The following is a 17,585-nucleotide window of genomic DNA, read 5'->3' on the forward strand; positions in this document are numbered from 1 at the left end:
TATTGCTGGGCTGCGACTCCCTTTTCTGGTTGCTGCGCAACCAAGCGGGAGCAAGCTCCCTCGCCACAATACTGTGTCAGGCCGACTTGGCCAGGATCAGTCCATTCTCGCTCGCCGCTTCCAGGCGGATCGCGACGAATTTCGACGTTGGGGTGTGGCTGCCGTCGCCCGTGCTTTCCAGTGGCACCAGCGGGTTCACTTCTGGGTAATAAGCAGCAGCCTGCCCGGCAGGAATGTCGAATGCCAGCAGGGTAAAGCCCTTGACCCGCCGTTCGCGCCCGTCATCCCAGAGCGAGACGATGTCGGCTTTCTGCCCCGGCTTGAAGCCCAGTCGAATGATGTCCGCTTCGTTGGCAAACAACACGTCACGCTGGCCCTTCACACCGCGATAGCGGTCATCCAGGCCATAGATGGTGGTGTTGTACTGATCGTGGGAACGCATGGACTGCATGATCAGGTCGGGCAACTGGCCGGTGGCCCGGGTGCGTTCATGCACAAGATCGGTCGGCAACCGGTTGGGCTTGAAGTTGGCGCGGCCCGACGGGGTATTCCAGCGCCGCGAACCGGCGCTATTGCCGAGGTAGAACCCACCAGGGTTCTTCAGCTTTTCGTTGAAGTCCTTGAAGCCTGGTACGGTGTCGGCGATCAGGTCGCGGATGCGACTGTAGTCGGCCACCAGCCAGTTCCAGTCCACCGGACGGCTACCCAGTGTGGCGGCGGCGATGCCGGCGATGATCCACGGTTCGGAGCGCATCTGGTTCGACAGCGGCTGCAGCTGGCCCATGGACGCATGCACCATGCTGAAGGAGTCTTCCACGGTCACCGCTTGCGCACCTTCGGTTTGCAGATCGATGTCGGTGCGGCCCAGGCACGGCAGGATCAGCGCTTCCTTGCCGTGAGCCAGATGGCTGCGGTTGAGCTTGGTGCTGATCTGCACCGTCAGGTCGCAATTGGCCAAGGCCCGGAACGTTCGATGGCTGTCCGGCGTGGCTTGGGCGAAGTTGCCGCCCAGGGCAATGAACACCTTCGCCTGGCCGTCGGCCATGGCGTGAATCGCCTCGACCACGTTGTGGCCATTTTCACGCGGTACCTTGAATTGGAAGCGCCGCTCCAGCGAATCGAGGAACGCCGCTGGCGGACGCTCGTTGATGCCCATGGTCCGGTCACCCTGGACGTTGCTGTGGCCACGTACCGGGCACAGGCCTGCGCCTGGCCGGCCGATGTTGCCGCGCAGCATCATCACGTTGGCGATTTCCTGGATGGTCGCCACCGAATGACGGTGCTGGGTGATACCCATCGCCCAGCACATGATCACGTTCTGGCTCTTGGCGTACATGCGCGCCGCTTGCTCGATGTCGACCAGGGTCATGCCCGATTGCTCGACAATCTGTTCCCACGGCGTGTCGTCGACCGCCGCCAGGTAATCCAGCACGTTGGTGCTGTGCTCATTGAGGAACGCGTGGTCGAACACCGCCGCAGCGCCAGTGTTCTGCGCTTCGCGCTCCCACTGCAGCAGGAACTTCGCCATGCCGCGCAAGATCGCCATGTCGCCACCCAGGGCCGGGCGGAAATAGGCGGTGTTGGTCGGCTTATTGCCGTTGGTGAGCATTTCGATCGGGTTCTGCGGATGCTGGAAGCGCTCCAGGCCACGCTCCTTGAGCGGGTTGATGCAGACCACTTGGGCGCCGCGTTTCACCGCCTCGCGCAGTGGTTCGAGCATCCGCGGATGGTTGGTCCCGGGGTTCTGGCCCCAGACGAAAATCGCATCGGCGTGTTCGAAATCGTCGAAGGTCACTGTGCCCTTGCCCACGCCCACGCTCTGGGACAGCGCTACGCCGCTGGCCTCGTGGCACATGTTCGAGCAGTCGGGGAAGTTGTTGGTGCCGTAGGCGCGCACGAACAGCTGATACAAGTAGGCCGCTTCGTTGCTGGCTCGGCCCGAGGTGTAGAACTCGGCCTGGTTCGGGCTGGACAACCCTTGCAGGTGCTTGCCGATCAGGTCGAACGCCGCTTCCCAACTGACGGGTTTGTAGCGGTCGGTTTCGGCGTCGTAGCGCATTGGCTCGGTCAGGCGACCCTGGTACTCGAGCCAGTAGTCGCTCTGCTCCAGCAGCGAGCTCACGCTATGCTTGGCGAAAAATGCACCATCGACGCGGCGCTTGGTCGCTTCCCAGTTCACGGCCTTGGCGCCGTTCTCGCAGAACTTGACCATGCCGCTTTCCGGCGAATCACCCCAGGCACAGCCTGGGCAGTCAAAACCGCCATTCTGGTTGGTCTTGAGCATCATGCGGATGTTTTTCAGCGCGTTGTCGCTGGTCAACCAGGCCTGAGCGACGCTGATCAGTGCTCCCCAGCCACCGGCCGGGCCCTTGTAGGGTTTGTAGCGCGGTACGGGTTTCTGGTCGGCTTGTTGATGATTGCTCACGCTTGTTTCTCCATCGCTGGGCTGTAGACCCGTGGCGCACTTTTTTGTGGCAGGTGGATGAGGTTGAGGTTGTGTTGGCGGGCCCACTGCACCGCAAGGCCCGTGGGTGACGACAGGCTGACCAGGGTCTGGATACCGGCCCGCAGGACTTTCTGGATCAGTTCGAGGCTGCAACGGCTGGTGACGATCGCTACGCCGCCGGCTACCGGGATCTGCTGCCGGACCAGCGCGCCGATCAGTTTGTCGAGGGCGTTGTGCCGGCCGATGTCTTCGCGACCCAACAGCAATTCGCCTTGGGCGTTCATGAACAACGCGGCGTGGACTGCGCCGCAGTATTGACCCAGGGGCTGGAACTGGCTGATGCGGTCACGCAGGCCATCGAGCCATTGGGCGGGTGGCAGCGGTGCGCCGGGCAGCACCTTGAGGTTTGGCAATGCCTGTTCCACTGCCTCCACGCCGCACAAGCCGCAGCCACTGGTGCCCGTCAATTGCCGGCGTTGCTGCTTGAGGTTCCAGAAGGCGCGGTTGGCGATGGTCACCTCGGCATGGTGCGCAGCACCCGTGCCGCTCAGTTGCAGGTCATAGATGTCCGATGTGTCTTCAATGATGCCGCTGCCGAGGCTGAAGCCGACGATGAAGTCTTCAAGGTCGGTGGGGGTGACCAGCATGACCGCCTGGCTGATGCCGTTATAGGCAATCGCCAGCGCCACTTCCTCGGCCAGCGCGGTGCTGTCCGATTGGGAGTGGTCCAGATTGCAGTAGCGATAGCTCTGGCTGGCGGCCGGCGCGGATGTTTCCATCGCTGGCGCTGGACTGACCGGAGGCTTGTCGTTCATAGGCATCACTGAAAGTAGGAATAGTGTTAAGACTAAATGCGGCAATCTGCCACGTCTAATCGCTATTACTGATCTCTCAATAGATGACGTCGATCAAGATGTTGTCGATGATTTCTGGTAAAGGGCAAAACAGGCCTCTGCCAAGGCCGAACGTGGGGCGCCGCGCCGCATGATCAGGCCCAGTGGGACTAAGGTCTGCGCGCTTTCGATGGGCTGGATGCGCAAATCTTCGGTCAGCACATTCAGGCCGCTGTCCAAGGGCATCACCGCGCAACACAGTCCACCGTGCACAGCTTGTAACAATTGATGCACTGCGTCGGTTTGCAACAGCGGTTGAGGTGTGAGGCCCCGGCTGTGGAAGTTGTGGTCGATGGATTGGCGAAAATGCATGCCGCTGGTGAGCATGCCCAGGGGCAGCTCGATCAGCGCTTCCCAACTCAGCGGTTGTTCGCCGAAAAAGAAATAGCGCTGGTCGTAGAGCAGGCCCATGCGGGTGTGGCTGAAGGGCAGGGCTTCGAAGCGCTCGTTGTCCAGGCGTTCCAGGTAGGAAATACCCAGGTCGATACGGTTGTTCGCCAGCTGTTCGAGGATGCGTTCGGAGCTCAGGGACGACAATTCGAATCGCAGGTTGGGGTGCTCGGCGTGCAAGCGCTGCATCATCGCCAGGGGGTCGAAGTCCGACAACGGCACCACGCCCAGGCGCAGCGTACCCACCAGGTTGCCACGACAGGCCGCCGCTTCGGCCTGCAGCCCGTCATAGGCCGCCAGCACCGTACGCGCCCAGGCCAGGACCCGTTCCCCCGGCGCGGTGAAACCTTCAAAGCGCTGGCCGCGATTGACCAGCGGCAGGTCAAGTTCTTCTTCAAGATTGCGCAGGCGCATCGACAGGGTCGGCTGGGTGATGTGGCAACGTGCGGCGGCTTGGCCGAAGTGGCGGGTTTCGTCGAGCGCGATGAGAAATTTCAGCTGCTTGATGTCCATCTTCGCTCCAGGGCGCAGGAAGGTTCGGATTCTAGCGCTTGCGCGTGGCGGGGTCATTGGTCGGTTGGGAACCGGGTTCGTCTCGCCTGGTCTAGTCTTTGCGTCTGGACACTTAAATCAAGGAGCGTGTGCCATGAGTATTTTTAGCTTTGTGAAGGAAGCAGGAGAGAAGCTGATCGACCTGCTGACCCCCGGCAATGCCAATGCCAGCGAACAACTGAAAGCGCATATTGAAAAGGTCGGCCTGGGTAATCCGAATGTTCAGGCGACCCTCGACGGCGACAAAGTCATCGTCACCGGTGAAGTAGCGAGCCAGGAAGAAAAGGAAAAGATCCTGTTGGCGGTGGGCAATATCGAAGGTGTCGGCAGTGTCGACGACCAGATTACGGTGACTGGCCCGGTAGCACAGGCGGCGCGTTTCGTGACCGTGAAGAAGGGCGACACACTCAGCGCCATCTCCAAGGCCGCGTACGGCGACGCGAACAAGTACAACAAGATCTTCGAGGCCAACAAGCCGATGCTGTCGCACCCGGACAAGATCTATCCGGGGCAGGTGCTACGTATTCCCGAGTAGCCGGTTTCCTGTGGCGAGGGAGCTTGCTCCCGCTCAAGTGCGCAGCACTTGTCTGGAAAAAAAGGGGCCGCTTCGCGGCCCAGCGGGAGCAAGCTCCCTCGCCACAAAGGTTTTTTTCAGAGCCCTTCGATCAGCGTCCGGTAGTCTATCAACGCTTCGAACTCCCCCGTGTCCTTTGGCCCTTTGCGGCTATCCGGCTCGCTCACGGCCAGCAAGTGCGCCACGCCGAAGTCCCGGGCGCTGCGCAACACCGGCAGGGTGTCGTCGATGAACAGGCTGCGGGCCGGGTCGAAATCCAAGTCGGCTTGCAGTGCGTCCCAGAATTGCGGGTTTTCCTTGGGAAAGCCGTAGTCGTGGGAGCTGATCAGGCGGTCGAAGTAAGGGGCCAGCTCGATGCGCTCCAGCTTCAGGGACAATGAATCGCGGTGGGCGTTGGTGATCATCACCACGCGCTTGCCGGCCCGCTGGATCGCTGCCAGGAAGGTATCGGCGTCCGGGCGCAAGGCGATCAGGTGCGCGGTTTCCAACTTCAGTTCGCGTACCGGCAGTTTCAGCTCGGCGCTCCAGAAATCCAGGCAATACCATTGCAACTGGCCGGCGTTGCGCTCGAACAGCGGCTGCAGCTCCATCTCGGCCATCGCCCGGCTCACGCCATGCAGTTCGGCGTAGCGCTGTGGGAGGTGTTCGAGCCAGAAATGGTTGTCGTAATGCAGGTCCAGCAGGGTGCCGTCCATGTCCAGCAGAACCGTATCGATCTCATGCCAGGGCAGCAAAGCCATAAAACTTCTCCAGCGGTAATCGGATATCCGACACAAACAATCAGAATAGGCCGGGTATAGTAGCCCGCTATCGCCCAGGGAGCCGTTTATGCGCCAGAAACCCACCATACTCGATCGCCAGATCGTCGCTACCAGCCGCCTGTTTTGCGTGGAAGAACTGAAATTGCGGTTTTCCAACGGTGTGGAGCGCACCTATGAACGTCTGGCGAGCAAGGGGGCGGGCTATGGCGCGGTGATGATCGTGGCGATGCTCGATGCCGACCACGCTGTGTTGGTGGAAGAGTATTGCGGGGGCACCGACGCCTACGAACTGTCCCTGCCCAAGGGCTTGATCGAGCCAGGTGAAGATGTGCTGGCGGCGGCCGAACGGGAACTCAAGGAAGAGGCCGGTTTCGGAGCGCGTCAATTGGAACACCTGACCGAACTGTCGCTGTCCCCCGGCTACATGAGCCAGAAGATCCAGGTGGTGCTGGCGACCGATCTGTATGAAGAACGGCTGGAGGGTGACGAGCCCGAGCCGATGCGCGTGGACAAGGTCAACCTGCGTGAGCTGTCGGCCCTGGCACAGAACCCGCAGTTCACGGAGGGCCGGGCCTTGGCAGCGCTATACCTGGCCCGTGACCTGCTGACCCAGCGTGGAGCGTTCCTGTCATGACTTTCCCTCATCCGTTGATGGCCCCTGTAGTCGAGCTGGCGCTCCAGGCCGGTGAAGCGATCCTGCCGTTCTGGCGCGCCAACGTGCAGGTCAACCACAAGGCCGACGAGTCGCCGGTGACCGCTGCAGACATGGCCGCTCATGATGTGATCGTGGCCGGGCTGATGGCGCTGGCCCCGGATATTCCGATCCTCTCCGAAGAAGACGCCGATATTGCCCAAAACGTGCGCGCCGGCTGGCATCGCTGGTGGCTGGTAGACCCGCTGGATGGCACCAAGGAGTTCATTTCCGGCAGCGAGGAGTTCACCGTCAACATCGCGTTGGTGGAGCAGGGCCGCGTGGTGTTCGGTGTGGTGTCGATGCCCACCAATGGACGCTTTTACGTCGGCGGTGCAGGGCTGGGTGCCTGGCGTGGTGATAAGGGCGGCGTGCCTTTGCCTATTGCGGTTCGTGACGTCCTGGCCCCGGGTGAAGCTTTTACCGTGGTCGCCAGTCGTCGGCACACCAGCCCGGAACAGGAACGCCTGCTGGATGGTTTGAGCGGGAGCCTGGGTGAGCTGCAACTGACCAGTATTGGCAGTTCGTTGAAGTTTTGCCTGGTGGCCGAAGGCGCGGCGGATTGCTATCCACGGCTGGCGCCGACCTCCCAGTGGGACACCGCTGCCGCCCAGGGTGTATTGGAAGGTGCGGGGGGCGAGGTGTTGGACTTGAGCGGTGAACCGTTCTGTTATCCACCGCGGGAGTCGCTGTTGAATACATCGTTCCTGGCGTTGCCGGCGAAAGCGGCATGGCGGGGCAAGCTATTGGAGTTGGCCCGTTCCTGAACCGTACCTGCTTTCCTGTGGCGAGGGAGCTTGCTCCCGCTGGGCTGCGAAGCGGCCCCAAGATTTTGCGGTTGCTGCGCAACCGAGCGGGAGCAAGCTCCCTCGCCACAGGGGGCTGCGTTGCTTTAGCGGTGCAACACGTACTGCCCCTCGAACTGTACTGCCACTTCCTCACTTCCGGTATTCAACACTTGCGTCTGCAAGGCCAGTCGCGCCCGGCCATAGCGCCGATAGGTGGCCAGGAAGCGTTTCCAGACCTTTTCCTCGGGCGCTGCGCAGACGACGGTCGCATCGCGGGTCACCGGCAGCGGATAACTGATCTGCCCTTCCTGAATCACGATATGCCCGTCTTCGATGCCTTCCTCGCGCAGGGCCAGGTGCAGCCAGCCCCAGCCGCCGAGCACCGCGCCGCAATACAGGCTGCCACCGAACATGGTGCTCTTGTGGTTGACGTTGGCTGCAAGCGGCAAGGACAGGCGTAGTTGCCGGGCCTGCCAATCGAGCACCTTGAGGCCCATGTCCCGGGTCAAGGGGATGTCGTGGTGCAGGATCGATTCCAGGTAACGACTGTCGCGGTTCATTGCGGGGCCTTTTGCTTGAACGGGAAATGACGATAACTCAATCGGACTCATCGGCCGAACCATGGCTGCTGTCGCCGAAGTGCAGCCCATGTTTGCGTAACTTGTCGTGCAAGGTCTTGCGTGGAATGCCCAAGGCTTCGGCCAGGCTGCGCACCGAGCTGTGGGGGCGTGCCAGTTCGGCGGCGATCAGGGTTTTCTCGAAGTTTTCCACCTGCTCGCTCAAGCCTCCACTGACCAGTTCCACCGGTGCGCCGGGGTTGCCGTCTGGCGCGCTGTTATCCAGGGCCAGTTCCAGTCCCAGGGCAAAGCGTTCGGCGGCGTTCTGCAATTCCCGCACATTGCCCGGCCAACTGTGGCGCAGCAGCAGCGCCCGTTGTGCCGGTTGCAATTCATGGGGCGGCAGCCCGTGGCGAGCGCTGGCTTCGTCGGCGAAATGCTGGAACAGCATCAGCGTATCTTCACCCCGTTCACGCAAGGGCGGTATGCGCAGCGGCGCGACGTTCAGGCGGTAATACAGGTCGGCGCGAAAACGCCCTTGGTCGGCGGCCTGGCGCAGGTCTTCCTTGGTGGCGGCGATTACGCGGATATCCAGCGGGATCTGGTGATTGCCCCCCAGCCGCTCCACCACGCGCTCCTGCAGCAGGCGCAGCAGCTTGACCTGGACATCCAGGCTCATGCTTTCGATTTCATCCAGGAACAGCGTACCGCCGTTGGCGAATTCGAACTTGCCGATGCGGCGCTTCTGCGCGCCGGTAAAAGCGCCGGGTTCGTGGCCGAACAGCTCGCTTTCCACCACCGACTCGGCCAGGGCGCCGGCGTTGATGGCCACGAACGGCCCGTTACGCCGGCTCGAAAGGTCGTGCAGCGCCCGAGCGACCACTTCCTTGCCGGCACCGGTTTCACCGAGGATCAGCACGTCGGCGCGGGTGGCGGCCAGTGCCCCGATCTGCTCGCGCAGGCGCAGCATCGGAGTCGATTGGCCGACCAGGCGGGCGCTGAGTTCGTGGCGATCGCTCAGGGCCAGGCGCAGGCTGCGGTTGTCCAGCACCAGGCGGCGCAAGGCCAGGGCCCGGCGCACGCTGTCGAGCAGATGATCGCTGGCAAAAGGTTTTTCCAGGAAGTCGTAGGCCCCGGCGCGCATTGCCTGCACCGCCAGTGGCACGTCGCCATGGCCGGTGATCAGCAGCACCGGCAGCTCTGAGTCCTGGGCGTGGAGTTCGCCCAGCAGTTCGAGGCCGTCCATGCCCGGCATGCGAATATCACTGACCACCACCCCCGGCCAGTCACGGGGCAGTTGCCCGGCCACGCCTTTGGCTTCGGCCAGGGGCAGAATTTTCAGGCCGGCCAGGTCGAGGGTCTGGCTCAGGGCCTGACGCAAATGGGGATCGTCGTCGATCAGCACCACCTCAATCCGGTTGTCGATGGTCATACACTTCGGTCCTCGGACGGTTGCAGGCTCACCCCGGGGGCTCCGGCGCGCAGTTTCAGGGTAATCAGGGCGCCGCCTTCCTTGTGGTTGGCGAACGACAGTTCACCGCCGAAGGCGCGCATCAGGGTGTCGCAGATCGCCAGTCCCAGGCCAAGGCCTTGGGTGCGCGTCTTGGTGGTGTAGAAGGGCTCACCGGCGCGGCCCAGGGCTTCCATGCAAAACCCCGGGCCGTTATCGCGGATGTACAGGTTGACGCCGGTTTCGGTGGCCTGGGCACTGAGCCAGAGTTTGCGCGGTGGGCCTTTCTCGGTGAGCGCATCAAGGGCGTTGGCCAGCAGGTTGCCGAGTACCTGGCGCAAGCGGGTTTCGCCGGCCTCGACCCACAGCGTGGCGGCCGGCAAGTCGCGGATCAGTTCCACTTCCATGCCGCGCCGACGTTTGGCGAGCAGCGCCAAGGCGTCGTCCAGCGCCGGTTGCAGGGCGACGCTTTCCGGCGCATGTCGGTCGCGGCGGGCGAAGGCGCGCAGGTGGGCGATGATCGAGGCCATGCGCCCGGTCAGTTCGCTGATCAGCTTGAGGTTGCCCCGGGCATCTTCGGTGCGTTGGTGATCGAGCAAAATCTCGGCGTTTTCCGCGTAGCTGCGAATCGCTGCCAGCGGTTGGTTGAGTTCGTGGCTGATGCTCGCCGACATGGTGCCCAGGGCAGACAGCTTGCCGGCTTGCACCAGGTCATCCTGGGCACGGACCAACTCTTGCTGAGCCTGTTCGCGCTCCAGCACTTCCTGCTTCAACCGTCGGTTCAGTCCTTCCAGGTCGCTGGTGCGCTCGGCCACCCGGCCTTCCAATTCTTGACGGGCCTTGGCTTCGAAGGCGATTCGATCCAGGTAATGGCGCCTGCGTTGCATCATCAACCCGAGCAACAGCATCAAGACCAGCAAGGCCGCGCCACCGATGGCGACCACAGTGCGCACCGGACGATCAATCAGCGTGCGCGGGGCGAGGATGCTTACGCTCCAGCCGGTTTCCTCGATGGACTGGGTCTGGGTCAGCCAGGCGTTGGCGTTCAGGTTCAGCGGTTTGGGCTCGCGGGTCGGATACGGTTGTACCGCACTGATGGCCTCGCGCTCGGCGTCATTCAAGGGTCGGGTCGCGCGAAATCGCCACTCTTGTCGCGACGTGAGGATGACCACGCCGTTGTGGTCGGTCACCAGTAATTGTTCGGGAGTTTTGCCCCACAGGCTTTCGGTGTGGTCGAGGTCGACCTTGACCACCAGCACGCCAATGACTTTTTCGCGGTCGTGCACGGCGGCGGCGAAGAAGTAACCGCGCTTGGCCGACGTGGTGCCCAAGCCGAAGAAGCGACCCAGGCGTCCGGCCATGGCTTCGATGAAGTACGGCCGGAAGGCGAAATTGCGTCCGACGAAACTGTCGTGTTTGTCCCAGTTCGACGCGGCCAGGGTCTTGCCGGAAGGGTCCATCAGGTACATGACTTCGGCGCCGGTCTGGGCGCTGATGTTTTTCAGCAGCCGGTTGGCATTGCCTTGGGTCACGCCATCGTCGGGTGCCGACAAGGCGGCGCGCAAGGCCGGCAGGTCGCCGAGAATCTGTGGCAGCACCTCATAACGGTGCAGTGTGCCCAACAGGTTGGCGACGTAGAGGTCCAGGGTCTGGCGGTTTTGCCCGGCCAGTTCGCTGCGGTAGTAACGTTCGGCCAAGTGCTCCAACGGCCACAGCAACGGCGCCAGGCACAGCGCGAGCAAGGCCAGGCTGCGCCAACGGGGTCTGCGGGGAAGGGTGGAATTCATGAGCCTCGGACGCCTGTGGTGACAGGCGTATTATGCCTAGTTGCCTTGCAAATACTATTTGTAAGGCAGTACTAGGCTTGTCCGGCGAGGCACTGCTGCAACGCGTCTCGCCAGTCCGGTTGGCTCACTGCCCACTCCTTGAGCAGGCGCGTGCAATCCAGGCGCGAGTTGAATGGCCGCGGGGCTGGAGTCGGATAGGCGCTGGATTCAATCGGCTCAAGCTGCGCACACGGCTTGTGTCGCTCAAGCAGGTTTTCACCAATGGCCTGGGCGAAACCGAACCAGGACGTCTCGCCCCGGGCTGTCAGGTGATAGGTGCCCCAGGCGCCGGGTTGGCCGGCCTGCCAGCGCTCGATCAATTGCGCGGTGCTGTCGGCAATGGTGCCGGCCCAGGTCGGTGCGCCGACCTGGTCGGCGACCACCCGCAGCTGCGGTTTTTCCTGCAACAGGCGCTGCATGGTCAACAGGAAGTTGCGGCCCTCGGTGGAGTACACCCAACTGGTGCGCAGAATCAGGTGCTGGCCGCCAGCCTGGCGGATGGCATTCTCGCCGGCCAGCTTGCTGCGTCCGTAGACACTCAGCGGGTTGGGCGTGTCGTCCTCGGTGTAGGGAGCGGATTTGAGACCATCGAAGACGTAGTCGGTGGAGTAATGAATCAGCGGGACGCCCAGCGCAACCGCTGCCTGGGCCAGGATGCCCGGTGCCGTGGCATTGATGGTGAACGCCCGCTCCGGTTCACTTTCGGCCTGATCGACGGCCGTGTGGGCGGCGGCATTGATGATCAGGCCGGGCTTGAGGGCTTCGATGGGGGCACGCAGGCAATCCGGTTGTGCCAGGTCGAGCTGGTCGCTGCCGCGTACGGTCAACTCGCCCAGGCCGCTCAGGCGCGATTGGAGCGCCCGGGAAACCTGGCCGTTCTGGCCGATGATCAGGATACGCAAGGGGGCACTCATTGGAACAGATCAGCCTCGTGCAGGGCTTTGCCATTCAGGTCCTTGGCCGAGAGGATCGGCGTGCCTTCGAACTCCCAATCGATGGCCAACTGCGGATCGTCCCAGCGAATGCAGCGTTCGGCCGAGGGGGCGTAGTAATCAGTGGTCTTGTAGAGGAAGTCCGCTGATTCGCTCAGTACGACGAAACCGTGGGCAAAACCTGGCGGGACCCACATCTGCCGGTGGTTCTGCGCCGACAGGCGTACGCTGGCCCATTGGCCGAAGGTCGGCGAGCTGCGGCGGATGTCTACCGCGACATCCAGCACTTCCCCCGCCGTGACGCGCACGAGTTTGCCCTGGGTTTGTTCGATCTGATAGTGCAGGCCCCGCAGCACGCCCCTAGTGGAGCGTGAATGGTTGTCCTGGACGAACTGCAGGGTGCAGCCAGTCGCTTCGGCAAACGCCCGGGCATTGAAGCTTTCGTAGAAAAAACCCCGGTCGTCGCCAAAGACTTTCGGTTCGATGACCAGGACGTCTGGCAAACGGGTGGCGATGACATTCATCGTGTTTCTCCGGCGATCTTGAACAAGTACTGGCCGTAGCCGGTCTTGCCAAAATACTGGGCGCGCTCCAGAACGTGCTCGCGGCTGACCCAACCTTGCTGGTAGGCAATTTCTTCCAGGCACGCCACTTTCAGGCCTTGGCGATGTTCGATGGTCTGCACGTATTGCGAGGCTTCCAGCAGGCTGTCGTGGGTGCCGGTGTCCAGCCAGGCGAAACCACGACCGAAGCGCTCGACGTGCAGGTCGCCGCGTTGCAGGTAGGTATTGTTGACGTCGGTGATTTCCAGTTCGCCGCGCTTGGACGGCTTGATGGCCTTGGCGATCTTGATCACGTCGTTATCGTAGAAATACAGGCCGGTGACCGCGTAGCTGGATTTGGGTGCGGTGGGTTTTTCTTCGATGGACATCGCCCGTCCTTCTGTATCGAAGTCGATCACGCCAAAACGCTCAGGGTCCTTGACCCAGTAGCCGAACACGGTCGCGCCACTCTGCCGGTTGACGGCGGTCTGCAATTGTTCACCAAAATGCTGGCCGTGGAAAATGTTGTCGCCCAGGATCAGGCACACCGAGTCGCTGCCAATGAACTGTTCGCCAATCAGGAACGCTTGGGCCAGGCCATCGGGCGACGGCTGCTCGGCATAGCTGAACCGTACGCCAAACTGATGGCCATCGCCCAACAGGTTGCGGTACTGCGGCAGATCCTGCGGCGTGGAAATCACCAGGATGTCCTTGATGCCGGCGAGCATCAGCACCGAGATCGGGTAATAAATCATCGGCTTGTCATAAATCGGTAAAAGTTGCTTGGAAACCCCGAGGGTAATCGGGTGCAAGCGTGTGCCGGAACCGCCGGCCAGGACAATGCCTTTCATCATGCCATTGCATCCTTGTTGTCGAGCGAACCCAGGCGCTCGCCTTGATAGCTGCCGTCCTGGACACGTTGGCACCACAGCAGGTTTTCGAGGTACCACTGCACGGTCTTGCGCAGCCCGGTCTCGAAGGTTTCCCGTGGTGTCCAGCCCAGTTCCCGTTCGATCTTGCTGGCGTCGATGGCGTAGCGCAGGTCGTGGCCGGGGCGATCCTGGACGAAGCTGATCAGGTCGGCATAGTGCTCGATCCCTTCGGGCTTGCGTGGCGCCAACTCTTCGAGCAAGGCGCAGATGCTGCGCACCACGTCGATGTTTTTCTGCTCGTTGTGACCGCCAATGTTGTAAGTCTCGCCGACCATGCCTTCGGTGACGACCTTGAGCAGTGCACGGGCATGATCTTCGACAAACAGCCAGTCGCGCACTTGCTGGCCGTCGCCATAGACCGGCAACGGCTTGCCGGCCAGCGCGTTGAGAATCACCAGTGGAATGAGCTTCTCGGGGAAGTGAAACGGCCCGTAGTTATTGGAGCAGTTGGTCAACAGCACGGGCAAGCCGTAGGTGCGTTGCCAGGCACGGACCAGGTGGTCGGACGCTGCCTTGCTCGCCGAGTACGGTGAGCTTGGGGCATAGGCGGTGGTCTCGGTGAACAGGTCATCCACGCCGTGCAGGTCGCCATACACTTCGTCGGTGGAAATGTGGTGGAAGCGAAACGCACGTTTCTGCGGCTCGGGCAGGGCCTGCCAGTAGGCTCGAGTGGCCTCCAGCAGGCTGTAGGTGCCCACGATGTTGGTCTGGATGAAGTCCGCCGGGCCATCGATGGAGCGGTCTACATGGGACTCGGCCGCCAAATGCATGATGGCGTCAGGTTTGAATCGCGCCAGCACCGCACTGACGGTTGGTTGGTCGACGATATCGGCCTGGACGAATTCGTAGCGGCTGTCGTGATCGATGCTGCTCAGTGATTCGAGATTGCCAGCATAGGTCAGCTTATCGAGGTTCAGAACCTGGTGTCCGGTATCAAGAATCAAGTGCCGTATGAGAGCCGAGCCGATGAAACCGGCACCGCCAGTGACGAGAATGCGCATCCGGGTAAGCCTTTTTCCGTGAGACGACAGAGCTTTAGGAGCATAGCTTGTAGGCATGGCGAGGGGCGGTGCAAGCGAATATCCCATGGACACGCCCTCCCCATATAGCCTCTCAGGAGAGCTGTGCATATTTTTGAACAGGAGGGGTTGCTTATCCTCCGGCTCAGTGGCGTGATAGGCATCCGAACAAAACCACCTCAGGGGTCGTTGTATGCCACTCGCTACGTTGGTTCACCGTGCCAGTTTGCCAAGCCCACAGATCAGCGCCGAGCAAGCGCTGGTGTTGCTGCGCTCGAATTACGGACTCAGCGGCGACCTGCGACCCCTTGGCAGCAATCAGGACCTCAATTACCGCGTCGACAGCGAACGTGGGCGCTTTGTGTTGAAAATTTGCCACGGCGACTACGCTGTCCAGGAACTTCAGGCCCAACACGCGGCCCTCAAGCAGTTGGCCGGGCACAGCGCGGTGAAGGTGCCGCGGGTGATTACCGCCAGCAACGGCCAGGACCTGCTGACTTTGGACGTCGACGGTCAAGCGATCCATATGCGCCTGCTTGAGTACATCGACGGCCAGGCCCTCACGCAGCTCAAACACCTGCCGCCTGAGTTGGTGACCGGCCTGGGCCGCCTGTGCGCGGAAATGGACCTGGCCTTGGCAACATTCGACCACCCAGGCCTGGAACGCACCCTGCAATGGGACGCGCGCCACGCTCCGGCCCTGGTCGATCATCTGTTGCCTGTCATCGACGACGATCAGCGGCGGCAACTGATCGCCGAGGTCGCGCAACAGGCCGAGCGGCGCTTGCAGTCGCTCAAGGCCAGCCTGCCGGTGCAGGCGATCCACATGGACATCACCGATGACAACGTGGTCTGGCAGCGCGATGCCCAGCGCCAATGGCAATTGCAGGGCGTCATCGATTTCGGCGACCTGATCCGCACCTGGCGCATCACGGACCTGTCGGTAACGTGTGCGGCCCTGCTGCACCACGCCGACGGCGATCCATTCTTCATCTTGCCGGCGATCAAGGCCTACCAGGCGGTCAACCCCTTGCAACGCGAAGAACTGTTGGCGCTGTGGCCATTGATCGTGGCGCGCGCCGCGGTGCTGGTGCTCAGCGGTGAACAGCAGGTTTCCATCGACCCGGACAACCAATACAGCCGTGACAACCTGGCCCATGAGTGGGAGATTTTCCGGGTCGCCCACTCGGTGCCCTTCGAATTGATGGAAGCGGCGATTCTCACCGCCGTCGGCCACAGCCTGCCGCCCATCGCCAGCGAAGGCTTTGCGCCGCTGTTGCCGACCCTGGTGGGGCGTGAGTTCGCGCTGATTGACCTGGGTGTACTGAGCCCGCATTTCGAGGCCGGCAATTGGGAGCAGCCGGGGATCGACCAGCGCCTGCTGAGCGAGGCCGCGGGCGTTCATGGCCTGGCCGCCAGCCGCTATGGGCAATACCGGTTATCCCGCACTCGGCCGGACAGCGCCGTCGAACCTGATACTTATCCACTGCACGTGGAGTTGAGCGTTCCTCGGGGGACGCCGCTCGAATCCCCGTTCGCTGGGGTCGTGCGCAAGGCTGCCGACGGCCTGTTGCAGCTGGACAGCGCGCAGTTGAGCGTGCGGCTGTGGGGCGTGACGTCGCCACTGCATTCCGGCGCGGCACTGGTCAAGGGGCAGGTGCTGGGTGAAGTGACGGGGCCGTTGCGGGTCCAGTTGTGCCGTGGCGCCCAGGTGAATCCACCGCTGTTCTGCACGCCCTCCAGGGCAGCGGCCTGGCAGGCACTATGTCCTTCGCCGGCGGTGCTGCTGGGACTGGCTTGCGATGCCGAACCGGAGATCGATCCCCAGGCGCTGCTGGCCCGTCGCGATGCGAGCTTTGCCCGTTCGCAGAAGCACTATTACGTAGATCCGCCGCGCATCGAGCGCGGCTGGCGCAATCACCTGATCGACATGCAGGGCCGCTCGTACCTGGACATGCTCAACAATGTCGCGGTGCTGGGCCATGGTCATCCACGCATGGCGGCAGTGGCTGCCCGGCAGTGGTCGCTGCTCAATACCAACTCGCGTTTCCACTATGCGGCGATCGCCGAATTTTCCGAACGCCTGCTGGCGTTGGCGCCGTCCAACATGGACCGGGTGTTCCTGGTCAACAGCGGCACCGAGGCCAACGACTTGGCGATCCGCCTGGCCTGGGCCTACAGCGGCGGGCGGGACATGCTCAGCGTATTGGAGGCCTATCACGGCTGGTCGGTGGCCGCCGATGCGGTCTCGACGTCTATCGCCGACAATCCCCAGGCCTTGAGCAGCCGCCCGGACTGGGTGCATCCGGTGACCGCACCGAACATCTATCGCGGCGAATTCCGTGGTCCCGACACTGCGCCGGACTACGTGCGCAGCGTTGAACACAACCTGGCGAAAATCGCCGAAAACAACCGCCAGCTCGCCGGTTTCATTTGCGAACCGGTATACGGCAACGCCGGTGGGATCGCGCTGCCGCCCGGTTACCTGAAGCAGGTCTACGCGATGGTGCGCGAGCGCGGTGGGGTCTGCATCGCCGACGAAGTCCAGGTCGGTTATGGGCGCATGGGCGAGTTTTTCTGGGGCTTCGAAGAGCAAGGAGTGGTGCCGGATATCATCACCATGGCCAAGGGCATGGGCAACGGCCAGCCACTGGGTGCGGTCATTACCCGCCGGGAGATCGCCGAGGCGCTGGAAGCCGAGGGGTATTTCTTTTCGTCGGCCGGAGGCAGCCCGGTCAGTTGCCAGATCGGCATGGCGGTACTGGATGTCATGGAAGAAGAAAATCTCTGGGAAAACGCCCGGGTGGTGGGTGGGCACTTCAAGGCACGGCTGGAGGCCTTGATCGATCGCTATCCATTGGTCGGTGCGGTGCATGGCTCCGGTTTCTACCTGGGCGTGGAACTGATCCGCGACCGCGACACGTTGGAGCCGGCCACTGAAGAAACCACGGCGCTGTGCAGCCGCCTGCGAACGTTGGGGATTTTCATGCAACCGACCGGCGATTACCTGAACATCCTCAAGATCAAACCGCCGATGGTCACTACGCGCCAGAGCGTGGATTTCTTCGTAGATATGTTGGTGAAGGTCTTGGACGAGGGGTTGTAACTAATCTGGAACGCCAAGCTGTTCCCCTGTAGGAGCGAGCGTGCTCGCGATGACGGTGTCCAAGCCTATATTGATTTGGCTGACCCACCGTTATCGCGAGCACGCTCGCTTCCACAGGGGTTGCAT

At 62.3% G+C, this 17,585-nt stretch carries 15 protein-coding genes; 4 read left to right on the top strand and 11 right to left on the bottom strand.

What is annotated here, in order from left to right; translation table 11 throughout:
- Positions 1-76: 76 nt before the first annotated feature.
- The 3 genes from BLO97_RS06795 to BLO97_RS06805 all read right to left on the bottom strand — a co-directional run bounded on the left by BLO97_RS06795 (position 77) and on the right by BLO97_RS06805 (position 4,242).
- Positions 77-2,425 carry an FdhF/YdeP family oxidoreductase gene (locus BLO97_RS06795; protein WP_092146546.1) on the bottom strand — a complete coding sequence of 783 codons (2,349 nt, stop codon included), beginning with the start codon at positions 2,423-2,425 and terminating at the stop codon, positions 77-79.
- Positions 2,422-3,261: a formate dehydrogenase accessory sulfurtransferase FdhD gene (gene fdhD, locus BLO97_RS06800; protein ID WP_092146545.1), complete on the bottom strand. Its 840-nt coding sequence runs from the start codon at positions 3,259-3,261 to the stop codon at positions 2,422-2,424. Before fdhD ends, BLO97_RS06795 begins: the two co-directional genes overlap by 4 nt.
- Before the next feature lie 93 nt (positions 3,262-3,354).
- Complete coding sequence (locus BLO97_RS06805) at positions 3,355-4,242, bottom strand: LysR family transcriptional regulator (RefSeq protein WP_092222247.1); 888 nt, start codon at positions 4,240-4,242, stop codon at positions 3,355-3,357.
- A gap of 133 nt (positions 4,243-4,375) precedes the next feature.
- Between BLO97_RS06805 and lysM the strand changes: the two genes are divergently transcribed.
- Positions 4,376-4,816: a peptidoglycan-binding protein LysM gene (gene lysM / locus BLO97_RS06810; protein WP_092222249.1), complete on the top strand. Its 441-nt coding sequence runs from the start codon at positions 4,376-4,378 to the stop codon at positions 4,814-4,816.
- A 116-nt stretch (positions 4,817-4,932) separates the two neighbouring features.
- Here lysM and yrfG read toward each other — a convergent pair whose 3' ends face one another.
- Positions 4,933-5,595, bottom strand: coding sequence for a GMP/IMP nucleotidase (gene yrfG / locus BLO97_RS06815; RefSeq protein ID WP_092146541.1), 663 nt, complete (start codon positions 5,593-5,595; stop codon positions 4,933-4,935).
- A gap of 88 nt (positions 5,596-5,683) precedes the next feature.
- Here yrfG and nudE point away from each other — a divergent pair, with 88 nt between their 5' ends.
- Both nudE and cysQ read left to right on the top strand, forming a co-directional pair.
- Positions 5,684-6,250 (top strand): ADP compounds hydrolase NudE, encoded by a 567-nt coding sequence (nudE, locus tag BLO97_RS06820; protein WP_003196729.1) that lies wholly within the window; start codon positions 5,684-5,686, stop codon positions 6,248-6,250.
- Positions 6,247-7,074, top strand: coding sequence for a 3'(2'),5'-bisphosphate nucleotidase CysQ (cysQ, locus tag BLO97_RS06825; protein ID WP_092146539.1), 828 nt, complete (start codon positions 6,247-6,249; stop codon positions 7,072-7,074). Before nudE ends, cysQ begins: the two co-directional genes overlap by 4 nt.
- A gap of 125 nt (positions 7,075-7,199) precedes the next feature.
- Here the strand turns inward: cysQ and BLO97_RS06830 are convergent, their stop codons facing one another.
- The 7 genes from BLO97_RS06830 to rfbB all read right to left on the bottom strand — a co-directional run bounded on the left by BLO97_RS06830 (position 7,200) and on the right by rfbB (position 14,335).
- Positions 7,200-7,655, bottom strand: a complete 456-nt coding sequence (locus BLO97_RS06830) for a YiiD C-terminal domain-containing protein (RefSeq protein ID WP_092146537.1) — start codon at positions 7,653-7,655, stop codon at positions 7,200-7,202.
- A 37-nt stretch (positions 7,656-7,692) separates the two neighbouring features.
- On the bottom strand, positions 7,693-9,084 hold the full coding sequence (locus tag BLO97_RS06835) for a sigma-54-dependent transcriptional regulator (RefSeq protein WP_092146535.1): 1,392 nt from the start codon (positions 9,082-9,084) through the stop codon (positions 7,693-7,695).
- A complete protein-coding gene (locus BLO97_RS06840) occupies positions 9,081-10,889 on the bottom strand; it encodes a sensor histidine kinase (RefSeq protein ID WP_092345406.1) in 1,809 nt (602 codons plus the stop codon). Before BLO97_RS06840 ends, BLO97_RS06835 begins: the two co-directional genes overlap by 4 nt.
- A gap of 71 nt (positions 10,890-10,960) precedes the next feature.
- Positions 10,961-11,842: a dTDP-4-dehydrorhamnose reductase gene (gene rfbD, locus BLO97_RS06845; protein WP_092345408.1), complete on the bottom strand. Its 882-nt coding sequence runs from the start codon at positions 11,840-11,842 to the stop codon at positions 10,961-10,963.
- Positions 11,839-12,384, bottom strand: a complete 546-nt coding sequence (gene rfbC, locus BLO97_RS06850) for a dTDP-4-dehydrorhamnose 3,5-epimerase (RefSeq protein WP_092345410.1) — start codon at positions 12,382-12,384, stop codon at positions 11,839-11,841. The genes rfbD and rfbC overlap by 4 nt, the downstream gene beginning before the upstream one ends.
- Positions 12,381-13,256: a glucose-1-phosphate thymidylyltransferase RfbA gene (gene rfbA / locus BLO97_RS06855; protein WP_092146528.1), complete on the bottom strand. Its 876-nt coding sequence runs from the start codon at positions 13,254-13,256 to the stop codon at positions 12,381-12,383. The genes rfbC and rfbA overlap by 4 nt, the downstream gene beginning before the upstream one ends.
- The gene (gene rfbB / locus BLO97_RS06860) at positions 13,253-14,335 is read right to left on the bottom strand and encodes a dTDP-glucose 4,6-dehydratase (RefSeq protein WP_092222259.1); all 1,083 of its coding nucleotides are present in this window, start codon (positions 14,333-14,335) and stop codon (positions 13,253-13,255) included. The genes rfbA and rfbB overlap by 4 nt, the downstream gene beginning before the upstream one ends.
- Before the next feature lie 211 nt (positions 14,336-14,546).
- Between rfbB and BLO97_RS06865 the strand changes: the two genes are divergently transcribed.
- The gene (locus BLO97_RS06865) at positions 14,547-17,459 is read left to right on the top strand and encodes an aminotransferase (protein ID WP_092345412.1); all 2,913 of its coding nucleotides are present in this window, start codon (positions 14,547-14,549) and stop codon (positions 17,457-17,459) included.
- Positions 17,460-17,585: the final 126 nt, after the last annotated feature.

This window comes from Pseudomonas sp. NFACC05-1, from assembly GCF_900100135.1.
GTDB classification, from domain to species: domain Bacteria; phylum Pseudomonadota; class Gammaproteobacteria; order Pseudomonadales; family Pseudomonadaceae; genus Aquipseudomonas; species Aquipseudomonas fluorescens_Q.